This is a genomic window from Rhodoferax sp. RT5P35, from assembly GCF_056521385.1.
In genome coordinates, this window is record NZ_JBWMAX010000006.1 from 189,746 (window position 1) to 205,333 (window position 15,588).

General features: G+C 63.7%; 15 protein-coding genes. 6 read left to right on the forward strand and 9 right to left on the reverse strand.

The genetic code is table 11. From position 1 onward, the window contains the following. Positions 1–20: 20 nt before the first annotated feature. From AC097L_RS11525 to AC097L_RS11540, 4 genes are all read right to left on the reverse strand, one after another. Positions 21–1,001 (reverse strand): beta-ketoacyl-ACP synthase III, encoded by a 981-nt coding sequence (locus AC097L_RS11525; RefSeq protein ID WP_479586506.1) that lies wholly within the window; start codon positions 999–1,001, stop codon positions 21–23. Then, positions 998–2,050, reverse strand: a complete 1,053-nt coding sequence (gene plsX / locus AC097L_RS11530; protein ID WP_479586507.1) for a phosphate acyltransferase PlsX — start codon at positions 2,048–2,050, stop codon at positions 998–1,000. Before plsX ends, AC097L_RS11525 begins: the two co-directional genes overlap by 4 nt. Before the next feature lie 162 nt (positions 2,051–2,212). Continuing rightward, a complete protein-coding gene (gene rpmF, locus AC097L_RS11535; protein WP_295955448.1) occupies positions 2,213–2,395 on the reverse strand; it encodes a 50S ribosomal protein L32 in 183 nt (60 codons plus the stop codon). Positions 2,396–2,554: 159 nt separating this feature from the next. Beyond that, positions 2,555–3,103: a YceD family protein gene (locus AC097L_RS11540; protein WP_479586508.1), complete on the reverse strand. Its 549-nt coding sequence runs from the start codon at positions 3,101–3,103 to the stop codon at positions 2,555–2,557. 25 nt (positions 3,104–3,128) lie between these two features. Here AC097L_RS11540 and AC097L_RS11545 point away from each other — a divergent pair, with 25 nt between their 5' ends. Continuing rightward, on the forward strand, positions 3,129–3,734 hold the full coding sequence (locus AC097L_RS11545) for a Maf family nucleotide pyrophosphatase (protein ID WP_479586509.1): 606 nt from the start codon (positions 3,129–3,131) through the stop codon (positions 3,732–3,734). Continuing rightward, positions 3,731–4,492: an SAM-dependent methyltransferase gene (locus AC097L_RS11550; protein WP_479586510.1), complete on the forward strand. Its 762-nt coding sequence runs from the start codon at positions 3,731–3,733 to the stop codon at positions 4,490–4,492. The genes AC097L_RS11545 and AC097L_RS11550 overlap by 4 nt, the downstream gene beginning before the upstream one ends. 4 nt (positions 4,493–4,496) lie before the next feature. Here AC097L_RS11550 and AC097L_RS11555 read toward each other — a convergent pair whose 3' ends face one another. The 5 genes from AC097L_RS11555 to ppc form a co-directional block, all read right to left on the reverse strand. Then, a complete protein-coding gene (locus tag AC097L_RS11555; RefSeq protein WP_479586511.1) occupies positions 4,497–5,513 on the reverse strand; it encodes a S49 family peptidase in 1,017 nt (338 codons plus the stop codon). A gap of 2 nt (positions 5,514–5,515) precedes the next feature. Beyond that, entirely contained in the window at positions 5,516–5,887 is a 372-nt protein-coding gene (locus AC097L_RS11560; protein WP_479586716.1) for a Rieske (2Fe-2S) protein, read from the reverse strand. 9 nt (positions 5,888–5,896) lie between these two features. Then, a complete protein-coding gene (locus tag AC097L_RS11565) occupies positions 5,897–6,562 on the reverse strand; it encodes an HAD family hydrolase (protein WP_479586512.1) in 666 nt (221 codons plus the stop codon). 146 nt (positions 6,563–6,708) lie between these two features. Next, positions 6,709–8,154, reverse strand: a complete 1,446-nt coding sequence (locus tag AC097L_RS11570; RefSeq protein WP_479586513.1) for a mannose-1-phosphate guanylyltransferase/mannose-6-phosphate isomerase — start codon at positions 8,152–8,154, stop codon at positions 6,709–6,711. Positions 8,155–8,260: 106 nt separating this feature from the next. Further along, entirely contained in the window at positions 8,261–11,161 is a 2,901-nt protein-coding gene (gene ppc / locus AC097L_RS11575) for a phosphoenolpyruvate carboxylase (protein ID WP_479586514.1), read from the reverse strand. 68 nt (positions 11,162–11,229) lie between these two features. On the opposite strand from ppc, the gene hemC reads away from it, so the two are divergent. The 4 genes from hemC to AC097L_RS11595 are packed head-to-tail and all read left to right on the forward strand — an operon-like array spanning position 11,230 to position 15,294. After that, positions 11,230–12,186: a hydroxymethylbilane synthase gene (hemC, locus tag AC097L_RS11580; protein WP_479586515.1), complete on the forward strand. Its 957-nt coding sequence runs from the start codon at positions 11,230–11,232 to the stop codon at positions 12,184–12,186. Positions 12,187–12,188: 2 nt separating this feature from the next. Beyond that, positions 12,189–12,974: a uroporphyrinogen-III synthase gene (locus AC097L_RS11585; RefSeq protein ID WP_479586516.1), complete on the forward strand. Its 786-nt coding sequence runs from the start codon at positions 12,189–12,191 to the stop codon at positions 12,972–12,974. Next, complete coding sequence (locus AC097L_RS11590; RefSeq protein WP_479586517.1) at positions 12,971–14,008, forward strand: uroporphyrinogen-III C-methyltransferase; 1,038 nt, start codon at positions 12,971–12,973, stop codon at positions 14,006–14,008. The genes AC097L_RS11585 and AC097L_RS11590 overlap by 4 nt, the downstream gene beginning before the upstream one ends. A 2-nt stretch (positions 14,009–14,010) precedes the next feature. After that, positions 14,011–15,294 carry a heme biosynthesis HemY N-terminal domain-containing protein gene (locus AC097L_RS11595; protein ID WP_479586518.1) on the forward strand — a complete coding sequence of 428 codons (1,284 nt, stop codon included), beginning with the start codon at positions 14,011–14,013 and terminating at the stop codon, positions 15,292–15,294. Positions 15,295–15,588 lie beyond the last annotated feature (294 nt).

Consider the following 15,588-nt stretch of genomic DNA (forward strand, 5'->3'; position numbering starts at 1 on the left):
TATTCAGCTTGGGCAGAATGCTACAAATTAAGCAGCACCGCGCCCCAGGTAAACCCGCCACCCACACCTTCGAGCATGAGGGTCTGGCCCTGTTTGATCTGGCCGCTGCGCACGCCCGCGTCCAGAGCCAGGGGAATCGACGCAGCCGAGGTGTTGCCGTGCTGGTCCACGGTCACGATAACCTTGTCCATGGACATCTTCAGTCGCTTGGCCGTGCCCTGCATGATGCGGATATTGGCCTGGTGCGGAATCAGCCAGTCGATATCGTCGTGGGTTTTACCGGCCTTGGCCAAGGTGGCGCGGGCGGCTTGTTCCAGCACGCCCACCGCCAGTTTGAATACTGCCGGGCCGTCCATGGTGAGCATGGCGTTACCCACTACCGCCCCGCCCGACACTTGGCCGGGCACACACAAGATGCCCACGTGCTTGCCATCCGCATGCAGGTCGCTGGCCAGAATGCCCGGCGTGTCCGAGGCTTCCAGCACCACCGCACCCGCACCGTCGCCAAACAATACGCAGGTGGTGCGGTCGGAGAAATCCAGAATGCGCGAGAACACCTCGGCCCCGATCACCAAGGCTTTGCGGGCTGTGCCGGTGCGAACCATCGCATCGGCCACCGTCAGGGCATAGACAAAACCGCTGCACACGGCCTGCACATCAAACGCTGGGCAACCGTGGATGCCGAGCTTGTTTTGCACGATGCAGGCGGCCGAAGGGAAAATCATGTCGGGCGTGGATGTGGCGACGATGATCAGGTCGATGTCCTGGGCCTGGATGCCGGCTGCCTCCAGCGCCTGCCGGGCGGCATGCACCGCCAGATCGCTGCAGGTGACATCGGCATCGGCAAAGTGGCGGGCCCGGATGCCGGTGCGCTCCACAATCCACTCGTCCGAGGTCTCCACGCCTTTGGCGGCCAGTTCGGCCACCAAATCGGCGTTGGTTAGTCGAAGGGGGGGAAGGTAGCTACCGGTGCCGGTGATGCGGGAATAAAGACTCGTCATGCGCTCATGGTTGCGGTCGTGTCCAGTGCACTGGCCGCAGATGCCGCCAAAAGCGGCGCTGCATGCGCAATGCGGGCCTGGACACGGTCCAGCAGGTTGTTTCGGGCTGCATCATACGCCCGGTGCAACGCCTGCTCAAACGCAAATGCGTCGGCCGAACCATGACTTTTGAACACCAAACCACGCAAACCCAAAAGGGCCGCGCCGTTGTAACGCCGGTGGTCCATGCGTTTTTTAAGCGCTGTTAGCACCGGAGTGGCGAGCAATGCCGTAAATTTGGTAAAGATATTGCGCGAGAACTCGGCGCGCAAAAAATTGACGATCATATTGGCCAGGCCTTCGCTGGTTTTCAGCGCCACATTGCCCACAAAACCGTCACACACGATGATGTCGGTAGTACCGACAAAAATATCGTTGCCTTCGACGTTGCCGTAGAAGTTCAAATCGCCCGCGCGCGCAGCCGCGCGCAGCAATTCACCCGACAGCTTGATGGTCTCATTGCCCTTGATGGCCTCTTCGCCAATATTGAGCAGACCGACCGTGGGATTTTCGTTATCGCTGAGCACCGACACCAGGGCCGAGCCCATCACCGCAAACTGCAGCAAATGCTCTGCCGTGCAGTCCACATTGGCACCGAGGTCCAGCACCGTGGTGGCACCGCCTTTGGCATTGGGAATTTGCCCGGCAATCGCGGGGCGGTCGATGCCGTCCAGGGTTTTGAGCAGATACCGTGCAATCGCCATCAAGGCACCGGTATTGCCCGCCGATATCGCCGCCTGGGCCGCACCGAGCTTCACCTGGTTGATCGCCACGCGCATGGAAGAGTCTTTCTTCTTGCGCAGGGCGATTTCAATCGAGTCATCCATGCCCACCACTTCGCTGGCCGCCACAATCTGGGCGCGCGGATGCACAAAACCCGCCAGACTGGTAGGCAAGCCCACCAACAGCAGCGAAACCCCAGGAGTATTGTCCAGAAAATGGCGACAGGCAGGCAGCGTGACGCTGGGGCCGTGGTCACCACCCATGCAGTCCACAGCGAGTGTAATCATGGTGTGGCAGTGCCGAAGGGCGCACTAACTTTCATGGAATCGGGTGCAGAGCACCCCGAACCATGAAAGTTGTTTCACATTGGGCCTGGAAAGTGCAAACATCAAAACAAAGGCCCGTGGCTACGGGTTGCGTAGCACCGGGCCTTGGATGGTGAGCGCAGATCAGGCTTCAGATTTGTTCTTCAGCACCTGGCGGCCACGGTAGAAACCGTTGGGGCTGATGTGGTGGCGCAGGTGGGTTTCACCGGTGGTGGATTCCACTGCAATACCGGGCACGTTCAGTGCGTTGTGCGAACGGTGCATACCGCGCTTGGAAGGGGACTTTTTGTTTTGTTGGACGGCCATGGTGGGCTCCTATATCAATTTGGTTCAAATACGTTTAAAACTAAACGCTAGAAGATTAGACAATCACGACAGGCCACTCAACTTTGAAGTCAAAATGCTCAAAGCCTTTTCGCGCTGAGCCTTAGATTATAGCCCAAGCTTGCCGGGTAAGGCTAGCCACTAGTCAGCACCCTCGCCACGCAGCTTGGCCAGCGCAGCAAAAGGATGGGGCTTTTCTGACAAAGCCGCCTCAAAAGCCGGGTCCGCTACCGCCAGCGTCACCTCTACCGGACACTCGTCGTGGCGGGGTACCAGGGGAATTTCCATTAAAAGCTCGTCTTCCACCAAAGTGGCCAGATCGAATGCGGGGTCGAGCGCCAGGATGTCCTCTTCGGACTCGTCGTCCAGTGCGGCAGCGGTTTCTTCGTCGGCGACAAAACGAAACGAACGGTCAATGGCCAAAGGAATATGGATCGGGGTCAGGCAGCGCTGGCAGGTCATGGGCAGGCAGGTATCGGCCTGGATATGCAGCCAGATTTCAGGCTCGCCGCTGGACACGGGGCGAAGCTCGCCTTGGGCGCTCCAATTAACAGTCAAATCAGCCTCTGGCCCAGACGCTTCTTGCGCAAGTCGCTCGTATTTTAGTAGCAATTCCTGGGCGGAGCGGGTGCCTGCCGCTTGCGCGAAAGCGCGCACGTCCAGGGGGGTGGAAGCAATCTCGGTTTTCATGGGCACAGTGTAAGAGAATCCTTGGATGCATTCCCCTTTGCCCTCCCCTCCCCCCCGCGCCCTGGTCTTGGGCTCGACTTCGCGCTACCGCAGCGAGCTACTGCAGCGCCTGCGCATCCCCTTTGAAATTGCTGCGCCGGACGTAGATGAAACCCCGCTGGCCGGGGAATCGCCCAGGGACCTGGCCATGCGCCTGTCCCTGGCCAAAGCCCGCGCCGTGGCCGCCCGCTTTCCGCAGGCTGTGGTCATCGGTTCCGACCAGGTGGCGGATTTGCACGGTGAGCCGCTGGGCAAGCCCGGCAACCACGCCAATGCTGTAGCGCAATTGCGCCGGATGCGTGGCCACACCGTGGTGTTCCAGACCGCGCTGTCGGTGGTCTGCCTGGACACCGGCTTTGCCCAAAGCGCGCTGGCCCCGGTGCAGGTACGCTTTCGCGATCTCAGCGATGACGAAATCGAAACCTACCTGCAGGCCGAGCAACCCTATGACTGCGCGGGCAGCGCCAAAAGCGAAGGCCTGGGCATCAGCCTGCTGGACAGCATAGACAGCGACGACCCCACCGCCCTGATCGGCCTGCCACTGATACGCACCTGCCAATTGCTGCGCGCTGCGGGTGTGGTACTGCTATGACCCCCGGAAAACTCTACTTAGTCCCCGCACCGCTGGACTTCGGCTGCGCCACGCTCACGCCGCTGGAGGAGGTAATGCCGCTGGGCACACTGCGTGTGGCCGCCCGCCTGCAGCACTGGGTCTGTGAAAACGCCAAGACCACCCGCGCCTACCTGAAACGGGTGGACGCGCTGGTGCCCCTCGCTCAGCCGCTCCAAGCCTTGCAGATCCAGGAACTGCCACGCGAAGTGCACAAAAAAGGCGACCACAGCGGCAACTTCGATGCCAAACCCCTGCTGGCCGCCGCCCTGCGGGGCGCAGACATCGGCCTGGTCAGCGAAGCGGGCATGCCTGCGGTGGCCGACCCGGGCTCGTCGGTGGTGCGTGCGGCGCACGAGCTGGGGCTGGAGGTGGTGGTACTGGTAGGCCCGGTGTCGCTGCTGCTGGCGCTGGCAGCCAGCGGTTTGAACGGGCAGAACTTTGCGTTTGTGGGCTACGTGCCCCAGGCCGAGCCAGAACGCGGCCAGAAAATCCGCGAACTGGAAGCCTTGGCTTTGAAAACCGGGCAGACCCAGATATTCATCGAAACACCCTACCGCAACATACCCCTGCTGCAGGGATTGCTACAGACTTTGCAGCAAAACACCCGCTTGGCCGTCAGCAGCGGAATGACTTTGGCCGAACCCCGCACGGTGAGCGACACGGTGAAAGGCTGGCAGCAAAAAAACAAGGCGGGTCTGGTCACTGACCAGCCCGCCGTGTTTGCGATTGGCCGCTAAAGGCTTAGCGCAATGCCGAAACGCTCTGCAAGGCGCGGATAGAACCTTCGCCGATGGCGGCACCGAAGCGCTTGGCCAGACGTTCCGCCACGTTTTCGCGGCGGGTGTAATCCACCAGCTCTTCGGCCTTGACGACCTCGCGGGCCACGTAATCCAGGTTACCCAGATGGTCGGCCAGACCCATTTCCACGGCCTGCTGGCCGCTCCAGAACAGGCCGCTGAAGGTTTCCGGGGTTTCTTTCAGGCGTTTGCCACGCCCAGCCTTCACCGCGTCGATGAACTGGGTGTGGATCTGGTCCAGCATAGTTTGGGCGTAGGCCCGTTGTTTTTCGGTTTGCGGGCTGAACGGGTCCAGAAAACCCTTGTTTTCACCGGCGGTCAACAGGCGGCGTTCCACGCCCAGCTTGTCCATCAGGCCGGTGAAGCCAAAGCCGTCCATCAGCACGCCAATGCTGCCGACGATGCTGGCCTTGTCGACAAAAATCTGGTCTGCTGCCACGGCAATGTAGTAGGCGGCCGAGGCGCAGCTTTCTTCCACCACGGCATACACCGGCTTGTTGTACTTCTTTTTGAGGCGCCAGATTTCGTCGTTGATGATGCCGGCCTGCACCGGACTGCCGCCGGGCGAGTTGATCAGCAAGACCACGGCCTGGGCACCCTCGTCCTCGAAGGCACTGCGCATTGCAGCCACCACAAATTCGGCCCCGGCATCGGCACCCGAGGCGATTTCGCCCTTGATTTCCACTACCGCGGTGTGGGCGGTGGTTTTGTCGGTGCTGGGCGCGGTGCGCGACAGGCCGATCCACGCTGCCGCCACCAGACAGACCAGCCAGGCCAGGCGGACGAAATTGCGCCAGCGGCGGGCGGTTTTTTGCTCGGCCAGCGCGGCAAAAGCCAGTTTCTCCAGCGTGGCGCGCTCCCAGCTCGGGGTGTCGGTGGGGTTGCGGCCTGCCGCGCTCCCAGAACTTCGCTCAGGCGGCGCGGGGGCGTGGGGTTCACTGGGAAGGATCGGGTCGGTCATGGTTAAAACTCAACAGGTTGCAGTTGGGCGCGAGTATGCCAGTGCACCACTCCGCCGGACTCGGACAGGGCTATCTTCACCAGCCCTCCGCGGCAGGGGCCACCGCCACATTCGCCAGTGTCGGGCCGGTAAGCCGCGCCGTGGGTGGCGCACAGCAGCCATTCGCCGGAATCGTCGAAGATGCGGTTCGGCTGGTAGTCCAGCTCCATGGGCACATGGGTGCAGCGGTTCAGGTAGGCATGGGCCTGGCCGTTGTAGCGGATGGCAAAAGCCCGGCAGGTCTCGCCCCGGTAGGCCACATCAAACGGCACGGCATCGCCACCGTCGCTCAGCTCAGTCGTATTGCAAAGGAGAATTTCTTGCACGGTGTACAGCTCCCAAAATCAGCCATGCGCCAGCAGCCAGGCGTGTAGTTCGGCTACCGAATGCGCCACAAAGCGTGGTTTCAATGCCGCAAACGCCTCGGTGGTGTGCGCACCGTAGCCCACTCCCACACTGGCGCAGCCGGCGTTGACGGCCATCTGCAGGTCGTGTGTGGTGTCGCCCACCATCAGGGTGCGTTGAGGGGGGACGCCAAATTCGCGCATCAGCTCCTGCAGCATGCGGGGGTGCGGTTTGCCTTGGGTTTCGTCGGCGGTGCGGGAGCCATCAAACAGGCCGTGCAGCTCCACCGCCTGCAAGGTTTCATCCAGACCGCGGCGCGATTTGCCGGTGGCGACCACCAGGCAGTGCTGGCGGGCCTTCAACGCGGCCAGCATGGGCAACACTCCGGCAAACAGGCTGATGTCGTGCTGGTGCGCCAGGTAATGGTGGCTGAAGCGCGCACCCAACGCAGCGTGCTGGGCGGCAGGTACATCGGGCGCCGCATGGGCCAGCGCAGGAATCAGGTCCATGCCGATCACGTACGAGGCCGCCGCATCGCTGGGCACGGTGCCGCCCACGTCGCGCACCGCCTCTTGGATGCTGCGGGTAATGATGGCCGTGGAATCGAACAGCGTACCGTCCCAATCGAAGGCAATCAGGTCAAACTGACGCATTGCGTTAGACATGCGACGGGCTCCATATTTTTACTATGTAGTTAACGAGAGCGCACCCACCAGAAACACCGTGGAACCAGCTTTGCCGGGCCACTGGTGTTGCCCCCTGCATGGGGGTTGGCGGCCACATGCAGTGGGCAAGCCTGGGGGTGTTCAAATTACCTGCCATAGACATCCTCAAAGCGCACGATGTCGTCTTCGCCCAGATAGCTGCCAGACTGCACTTCGATCATTTCCAGCTCGACCCGGCCCGGGTTCTCCAGCCGGTGGGTCGTGCCCAACGGGATGTAGGTGGATTCATTCTCGGTGACCAAAAAGGTCTCGGTGCCGCGCGTCACCTTGGCGGTACCGGACACTACGATCCAGTGCTCGGCGCGGTGGTGGTGCATTTGCAGCGACAGGGTGCCACCAGGTTTAACCACGATACGCTTGACTTGAAAGCGGGCACCGTTGTCCACACTGTCGTACCAGCCCCAGGGACGGAACACCTTGCGGTGCAGTTGCCCTTCGGAACGGCCTTGTTTCTTGAGGCTTTCGACGATCTTTTTCACGTCCTGGGTCTTGTCCTTATGGGCCACCAGGATCGCGTCGGCGGTTTCCACCACCACGATGTCGTCCACGCCCACGCAAGCGATCAGACGGCCTTCGGACAGGGCCAGGGTGTTGCGGCAGTCGTGCAGCAGCACATCGCCCTGGGCCACGTTGCCCGCGCCGTCCTTGGGCAGCACTTGCCACAGCGCATCCCAGGCCCCCACGTCGGACCAGCCCGCCGCCAGCGGAATCACCACGCCGGGCGGCAAACCGGCTTGACCCGAGGCGATGCGTTCCATCACCGCGTAGTCGATGGAGTCGCTGGGACAGGCGGCAAACAGCTCTTTGCCCACGCGCACGAACTCGCCGTCGGTGCTACCCGCATCCCAGGCGGTCTGGCAGGCCGCCAGGATGTCGGCCCGGCACACGGCCATGGCCGCTAGCCACAACGAGGCTTTGACCATGAACAGGCCGCTGTTCCACGAGTAGGTGCCCGCGTCCAGATAGCTTTGGGCCGTAGCCTGGTCGGGCTTTTCAACAAACCGGGCGATGGTGAATGCGCCGCCGCTGCCGTAGGGTGCACCCGATTGGATGTAGCCGTAGCCTGTCTCGGGGCTATCGGGCGTGATGCCAAAAGTGACCACCGCCCCTTCAGCCGCCAATAACGCACCCTGGCGCACCACGGCCTGGAAGGCGGGCTTGTCCACGATGACGTGGTCGGCCGGCATGACCAGCAGCACCGGGTCGGCCCCTTCACTCCCCTTGCGCAGTGCGGCCAATGCCGCCAGGGTCAAGGCGGGTGCCGTGTTGCGGCCACAGGGTTCCAGCACGATGCTGCCAGGCTGGCCCATCAGGCGCAGCTGCTCGGCAATCACGAAACGGTATTCCTCGTTGCAGACCACCATAGGGGCGGCCAAGCTGCCTGCACCCAAACCTTCAACCCGGCGCACGGTGGCTTGCAAGAGCGAGTCGTCACCAATCAGAGGCAGCAGCTGCTTGGGGTACTTCTCACGCGACAGAGGCCACAAGCGGGTGCCAGAGCCACCGGAAAGAACGACGGGTTGAATCAGCATAAAACTCCACACAAAATAAAAACAAAGGCCCTAAAAACATGTTCTCAGACCGTTGGTTTTCATTATTGCAGAGCAACATAGCGCAATTCAGCGCCGCCGGGCGGTTTCAGCCCGTATTGCGCAGCGCCGCCGCAATTCCATTGATAGAAATGTGGATACCGATTTGCACCCGCTCGTCGCCCTGCCCGGCCCGGTAGCGCCGCACCAGCTCTACCTGCAAATGGTGCAGCGGGTCGATGTACGGGAAACGGTGGCGGATGGAGCGCTGCAGCGAGGCATTGCCCGACAGCCGCTGCTTCTCGCCGGTGATCTGGGTCAGCGCGTTGGCGGTGCGGTGCCACTCGGCTTCAATGCTGGCAAAAATACGCTTACGCAGCTTGGCATCGCTCACCAGCTCCGCATAGCGCGAGGCCAGGGCCAGGTCGCTCTTTGCCAGCACCATATCCATATTGCTCAGCAGGGTGCTGAAGAACGGCCACTGGCGGTACATTTTTTGTAGCACGGCCAGCGCGTCTTTCTTGCCTGCAGGGCCGTTTTCGTTCAAAAACGACTCTACCGCCGAACCAAAGCCAAACCAGCCCGGCAGGGTCAGGCGGCACTGGCCCCAGCTGAAGCCCCAGGGAATGGCGCGCAGGTCTTCGATCTTTTGCGAGGGCTTGCGGGCGGCGGGGCGTGAGCCGATGTTCAGCTCGGCAATCTCGCGCAGCGGTGTCGATTCAAAAAAGTAAGTGGTGAAACCGGGTGTTTCGTACACCAGCGCCCGGTACGCGGCCATGCTGGCGGTGGACAACTGCGCAGCCGTCGCCAAAAAGGCCGGGGTAGCCGACTTGGTGGGCTGCAGCAGCGTGGCTTCCAGGGTGGCGGCCACCAGGGTTTCCAGGTTGCGGCGGCCGATCTCGGGGTTAGCGTATTTGGAGCCGATGACTTCGCCCTGCTCGGTCAGGCGGATCTGGCCGCGCACCGTGCCGGGGGGCTGGGCCAGAATGGCCTGGTAGCTCGGGCCACCACCGCGGCCCACTGTGCCGCCCCGGCCATGGAACATGCGCAGGGTGATGTTGTGGCTGTTGGCCAGCTGGTCGAACAGGTCCACCAGCGCAATTTCGGCGCGGTACAGCTCCCAGTTGCTGGTGAAGATGCCGCCGTCCTTGTTGCTGTCGGAGTAGCCCAGCATGATGTCTTGCTCGGCCCCACTGCGCTGCACCAGCTCGGCAACAAAGGGCAGGGCATAGAACTCGCGCATGATGGGTGCGGCGTTGCGCAAATCTTCGATGGTTTCAAACAGCGGCACCACGATCAGGTCGGTAGTGGCCTTGTTGTCCAGCGTGCGGTGCATCAGGCCGACTTCTTTTTGCAGCAGCAGTACTTCCAGCAAATCGCTCACCGTTTCGGTGTGGCTGATGATGTAGTGGCGGATGGCCTGCGCGCCATAGCGGGCGCGGGACTCGCGGGCGGCTTCGAAAATCGCGATTTCCTTGCAGGTGTGCTCGGAGTAGGTAGCCCCCACCACGCGCAGCGGGCGCGCGTCATTGAGCAAACCCATCAACAGCGTGCGCTTGGCTATCTCGTCCAGCGCGGAGTAGTCCAACTGGATGCGTGCCGTGGCCAGCAGCTCGGCCACCACTTCCTCGTGCTTGTCCGAGCTTTGGCGCAGGTCCACCGTGGCCAGATGGAAGCCAAACACCTCCACCGCGCGGATCAGCGGGTGCAGGCGCTCGGCCGCCAGGCTGGCGCCGTGGTTGGCCAGCAAAGAGGCTTCGATGGTGCGCAGGTCGGCCAGAAAATCTTCAGCCAGCAAATAGGCGTTTTGCGGCGCGACGGCATGGCGGGCGGCATCGCCCCCGGTCAGACCCTTCAGGGTCGCGGCCAGGCGGGCGTAGATGCCGGTCAGCGCCAAACGGTAGGGCTCGTCCTTGCGGTGCACATTGGTGTCGGGCGAGCTGGCGGCCAGCGCCTGCAGTTGGGGTGTCATACCCGCCAAACCGGCGGATAGCGACAGCTCGCCGCCCAGGTAATGCACCTCGGTCAGGTAGTGGCGCAGGGCCACGTCGGCCTGGCGGCGCAGCGCGTATTCCAGCGTCTGGGCGCTCACATTCGGGTTGCCGTCGCGGTCACCGCCAATCCACTGGCCCATGCGCAGGAAGCTGTGTACCGGGTGGTCGCCCAAAGCGCTCTCCAGGTCGGCGTAAATCTTGGGGATTTCGCGCAGAAAGGTTGATTCGTAGTAGCTCAGCGCATTTTCGATCTCGTCGGCCACGGTCAGCTTGTTCATGCGCAGCAGGCGGGTTTGCCACAATTGCATGACGCGGGCACGTAACTGCGCCTCGTTGGTGGCCAGTTCGCGCGGGGCCAGGGCATCTTTGCTGGTGCCGGCCAGGGTGCGTTCACGCAGGGTGTCGCGCACCGTCAGCAGCCGGGCGATGTCGCGCTCGGCATCCAGAATGCTCTTGCGCTGCACTTCGGTGGGGTGGGCGGTAAGCACCGGAGCCACGTAGGCGTGGGCCAGGGTCTGGGCGATGGTTTTGGGCGCGATACCCGCCCAGCGCAAGCGCGACAGCGCCACTTCGATACTGCCTTCCTGGGTGTCGCCCGCACGCTCGTGCACGGCGCGGCGGCGGATGTGGTGGCGGTCTTCGGCCAGGTTGGCCAGGTGGCTGAAATAGGTGAAGGCGCGCATCACGCTCACCGTCTGGTCGCCGGTCAGGGCCTTGAGCAGCTTCTTCAGCGCCTTGTCAGCCTCGGCATCGGCATCCCGGCGGAAGGCCACCGACAGCTTGCGCACCTGCTCCACCAGCTCGAACGCAGCCACGCCTTCCTGCTCACGGATCACATCGCCCAGAATGCGGCCCAGCAGGCGGATATCTTCTACCAGGGGGCGCTCGTTGGCCTTGTCGCGGCTGGCCGAACGGGCCGCCGGGGGGATAGCCTTAGGTGCGGACTTGGATGAAGGTGCCTTGGCCCCTACCGCTTTGGCGGACTTGGGAACGCTGGGAGAATCTGCCGTGGTCATGCGTGGATTTCCTAAATGTGCTTAAAAGTACCGGACTCACCCCATGCTAGCATCCAACTTCCCCTGAAATGCCTTCAATTTCCCCCAAAAATTACCAACAGGTTACCGGTTTGAGCACCCCCTCCTTGCACATTACAATCGCCACCCGCGAGAGCCGTTTGGCCCTTTGGCAGGCCGAACACGTCCAGTCCCTGCTGCTGCAGCGCGGCCACACTGTCACCCTCTTGGGCATGACCACCCGTGGCGACCAGATCCTGGACCGCTCGCTGAGCAAGGTCGGCGGCAAGGGCCTGTTTGTGAAAGAGCTAGAGGTGGCGTTGGAAGAAGGCCGTGCCGACATCGCTGTGCATTCCCTCAAAGACGTGCCCATGGACCTGCCCGAGGGCTTTGCCCTGGCCTGCGTGCTGGAGCGCGAAGACCCCAGCGATGCCTTCGTGTCCAACCGCTACCCCACCCTGGCCGATGTGCCGCAGGGCGGCGTGGTCGGCACCTCCAGCCTGCGCCGAACCGTGCTGCTGCGCGCCCTGCGGCCCGATCTGCAGATAGCCCCGCTGCGCGGCAACCTGGACACCCGTCTGCGCAAGCTGGATGAGGGCCAGTTCGATGCCATCGTGCTGGCCAGCGCCGGGCTGCTGCGCCTGGGCCTGCCCGAACGCATCCGCAGCCGCTTTGCATCCAAGGACATACTGCCCGCCGCAGGGCAAGGTGCCTTGGGCATCGAAATCCGCGCCGACCGGGCCGACCTGGTGGCCGCCCTGGCCCCGCTGGCCCACACCACTACCTGGCAGGCCGTAGCCGCCGAGCGCGCCGTCAGCCGCAGCATGGGCGGTAGCTGCTCGATGCCGCTAGCCGCGTTTGCCACCTGGGTGGATGGGCAATTGGTTATCCATGCCGCCTGGGGCGATGCCGAGCAGCCCGCGCCGCTGGTCACCGCCCGGGCGCAGGCAGCCATTACCGATCTGGCCAGCGCCACGGCCCTGGGCGAACAGGTGGCGGCGCAGTTGCGTGCAGGCGGCGCGGTCTAAGCTTGGCCCAAGTCATCGTCACCCGGCCCTCGCAAGATGCCCAGCGCTGGGTGCGTGAGCTGCTCAAACAGGGCCTGCAGGCCGTCGCCCTGCCGCTGATCGCTATCGCACCTGCGGCCAACCCGCTGCCGGTGCAGCAGGCCTGGAAAGCCCTGACCGATTACCAGGCAATGATGTTTGTCAGCGGCAACGCCGTGCAGCATTTTTATGCATCAAATAGGCCTCTAGCGCATGTTTTACCTGCGCAATTAGCTATAAAAATAAGAGCATGGGCTACCGGGCCCGGCACCGTGGCGGCGCTGCACCAGGCGGGCGTGGCGGCCCACCAGATCGACGCGCCCGATGCGGGCGCAGGCCAGTTCGATTCCGAAGCCCTCTGGCACATCGTCGCCCCCCAGGTGCAGCCGGGCAGCCGCATCCTGGTGGTGCGCGGCAGCGACCACACCGGTGAAGCGGCAGGGCGCAGCTGGCTGGCCGAGCAACTGGCTGCCGCCGGGGCGCTGCTGGACACCGTGGTGGCCTACGAGCGCCGCCTGCCGGTGTTTAGCGTCGACCAGCTCCACCAGGCCCGGCAAGCCTGTAGCAACGGCAGCGTGTGGCTATTTAGCAGCTCGGAGGCCATTGCCCACCTGCAAAGCCTGCTGCCCGGCCAGGATTTCCGCTCCGCCCGCGCCGTGGCCACCCATGGCCGCATCGCACAGGCCGCCCGCAGTGCGGGTTTTGGTGTTGTTTGCGAGTCACGCCCCCTGCTGGCCGACATAGTGGCCTCGATAGAATCGCTGGCATGAATGCCGAGCTGCCCCCCGAAAATTCCGCCCCGCCCATCCCGGCAGTGAATCCGACTTCCAAAGGGTCCGGCATGCTGACCCTGGTAGCGGGTGGCGTGGCCGTGCTGGCCCTGGTCAGCAGCGGCATGCTGTGGCAAAAGCTCAGCCATATCCAGGAACAACTGGCCCGCCAAAGCGCCGACGCTGGAACCCAGGCGGTCGAAGCCCGAACCATTGCCCGCCAGGCCCAGGACCAGGCCCGCGACATTGCCGCCCGCCAGGCCGTCACCGATGCCCGCGTCAGCGAAACCACACTGCAGCGCAGCCAGCTCGAAGACCTGATGCAAAGCCTGTCGCGCTCGCGTGACGAGAACATGGTGGTTGATATCGAATCCGCAGTGCGCCTGGCCCAGCAGCAGGCCCAGCTCACCGGCAGCATCGAACCCCTGCTGGCCGCCCTGAAAAGTGCCGACGACCGCGTCAGCCGCACCGCCCAGCCCCGCCTGGCCCCGCTGCAGCGCGCCATCGCCCATGACACCGATCGCATCAAGGCCAGCACCACCACCGACACCCCCGGCCTGCTGGTCAAGCTGGACGAACTGGTGCGCCAGGTGGACGAGCTGCCCACCGCCAACGCCGTGGTGGCCGCCTCCGCCGTGGGCGCGGGCAAAACTGCACCGCCGCTGGCCGCCGAATGGTGGCAGCGCGCGCTGGACGTGGTGCACCAGGAAGCCCGCAAGCTGCTGCGCGTAAGCCGCATCGAACAGCCCGAGGCCGCCCTGCTGTCACCCGAGCAAACCTTTTTCCTGCGCGAAAACCTCAAGCTCAAGCTGCTGAATGCCCGCCTGGGCCTGCTGGCCCGCCAATTGGCCTCGGCCCGTGCCGACCTGAGCGCCGCCGCCGCTGCGCTGAACAAATACTTCGACCCCGCCTCGCGCAAAACCCAGACCATGGCCACCCTGCTCCAGGAAGTGCAGGGCCAGATGAAGGCCGTGGAGCTGCCCCAGGTCGATGAAACCCTGGCCGCCCTGGCCACGGCTGCGGCAGGAAGATAAACATGCGTGCAATCACCTGGCTTCTGGCCCTGTTTGGCGTGGCGGTGGCGGTGGCCCTGCTGGCAGGTAACAACCAGAGCACAGTCACCGTGTTCTGGCCGCCGTACCGGGTTGATCTTTCGCTGAACCTGGTGCTGCTGCTCGCTGTGGCCAGCTTCATCGTCTTGCACTACGCCTTGAAAGCCTTGTCGGCCCTGTTTGCCATGCCGCAGCAGGCCCAGCGCTGGCGGCTGCAGCAAAAGGAACGGGCCACCCACTCTGCGCTGCTGGACGCTTTTTCGCACCTGCTGGCCGGGCGCTTTCTGCGCGCCCGCAAGGCCGCCGAAGTAGCCCTGCGCCAAGAGCAGGCCCTGCTGGCCAGCGGCCACCCCCTGGCCCACGGCGACAAACTGCGCGCCCTGGCCCACCTGGTCACCGCCGAAAGCGGCCACTCGCTCCAAGACAAAGCCACCCGCGACAACCATCTGCAGCAGGCCCTGGACAGCACCGCCCAGCGCAACACTCTGGAAACCCAGGAAACCCGCGAAGGCATCCAGTTGCGCGCCGCCCACTGGGCCCTGGCCGACCGCGATGCCGATGCCGCCATGCAGTGGCTCGATGCCCTGCCCCAAGGCGCGGCCCGCCGTACCCTGGCCCTGCGGGTACGTCTCAAAGCCACCCGGCTGGCGCGCCAAACCCTGCCCGCACTGGAAACCGCCCGCTTGCTGGCCAAGCACCGGGCCTTCTCGCCCGCCGCCGCACAAAGCATTCTGCGCGGTCTGGCACTGGAGCTGCTGGCCACCGCACACGACCCGGCCCAGTTGCAACGCGCCTGGGCCGAGCTGGACCCGGCCGAGCGCCTGGTGCCCGACGTGGCCATCCAGGCCGCCCAGCGCCTGGCGACCCTGCAGGGCGACACTGCCACCGCCCGCCTATGGCTGCTGCCCATCTGGGAACAGATGGTGGCCCACCCCGAGCAGGAACACGCGTTTGGCACCAAGCTGGTCCGGGCACTGGAGGCTGGCTTCTCCGCCACCGACAGCCCCGCCGATCTGCCCTGGCTGCACCGCATCGAAGCCGCCCAGCAACGCAACCCCCGCGATGCCCGGCTGCAGTACCTGGCCGGCATGGCCTGCCTGCGCCACCAGCTCTGGGGCAAGGCCCAGCAACTGCTGTCGCAATCGGTCCACCAACTGGAAGACAGCGGCCTGCAACGCAGCGCCTGGCGCGCCCTGGCCGACCTGGCAGAGCAACGCGGTGACACCGCGGCTGCGCAAGCCGCTTACCGGCAAGTTGCAGGGCTGTAGGAACACCCCCAGGCTACACACTTCGTGTTTCCGCCAGCCCCCTTGCAGGGGGCAACACCAGCAGCCTGGCAGAGCCAGCTCTGCGGTGTTTCTGAAAGGCGTGCGTTCCGCCTCCCACCCTGTTTAATTCTTTGGATTTTGGCTAATTTTTATAGACTGAAATAAAGCTCAAGCGCAATATTTATATACGCTATTAGCTACAAAAATCATAGTTAAAAAATATAGCAAATAGCAACCCGAAACCACCAAAAGAAATGGACCCGAAGGTCCATTTTTTGATGGCCGGGTCAGCGG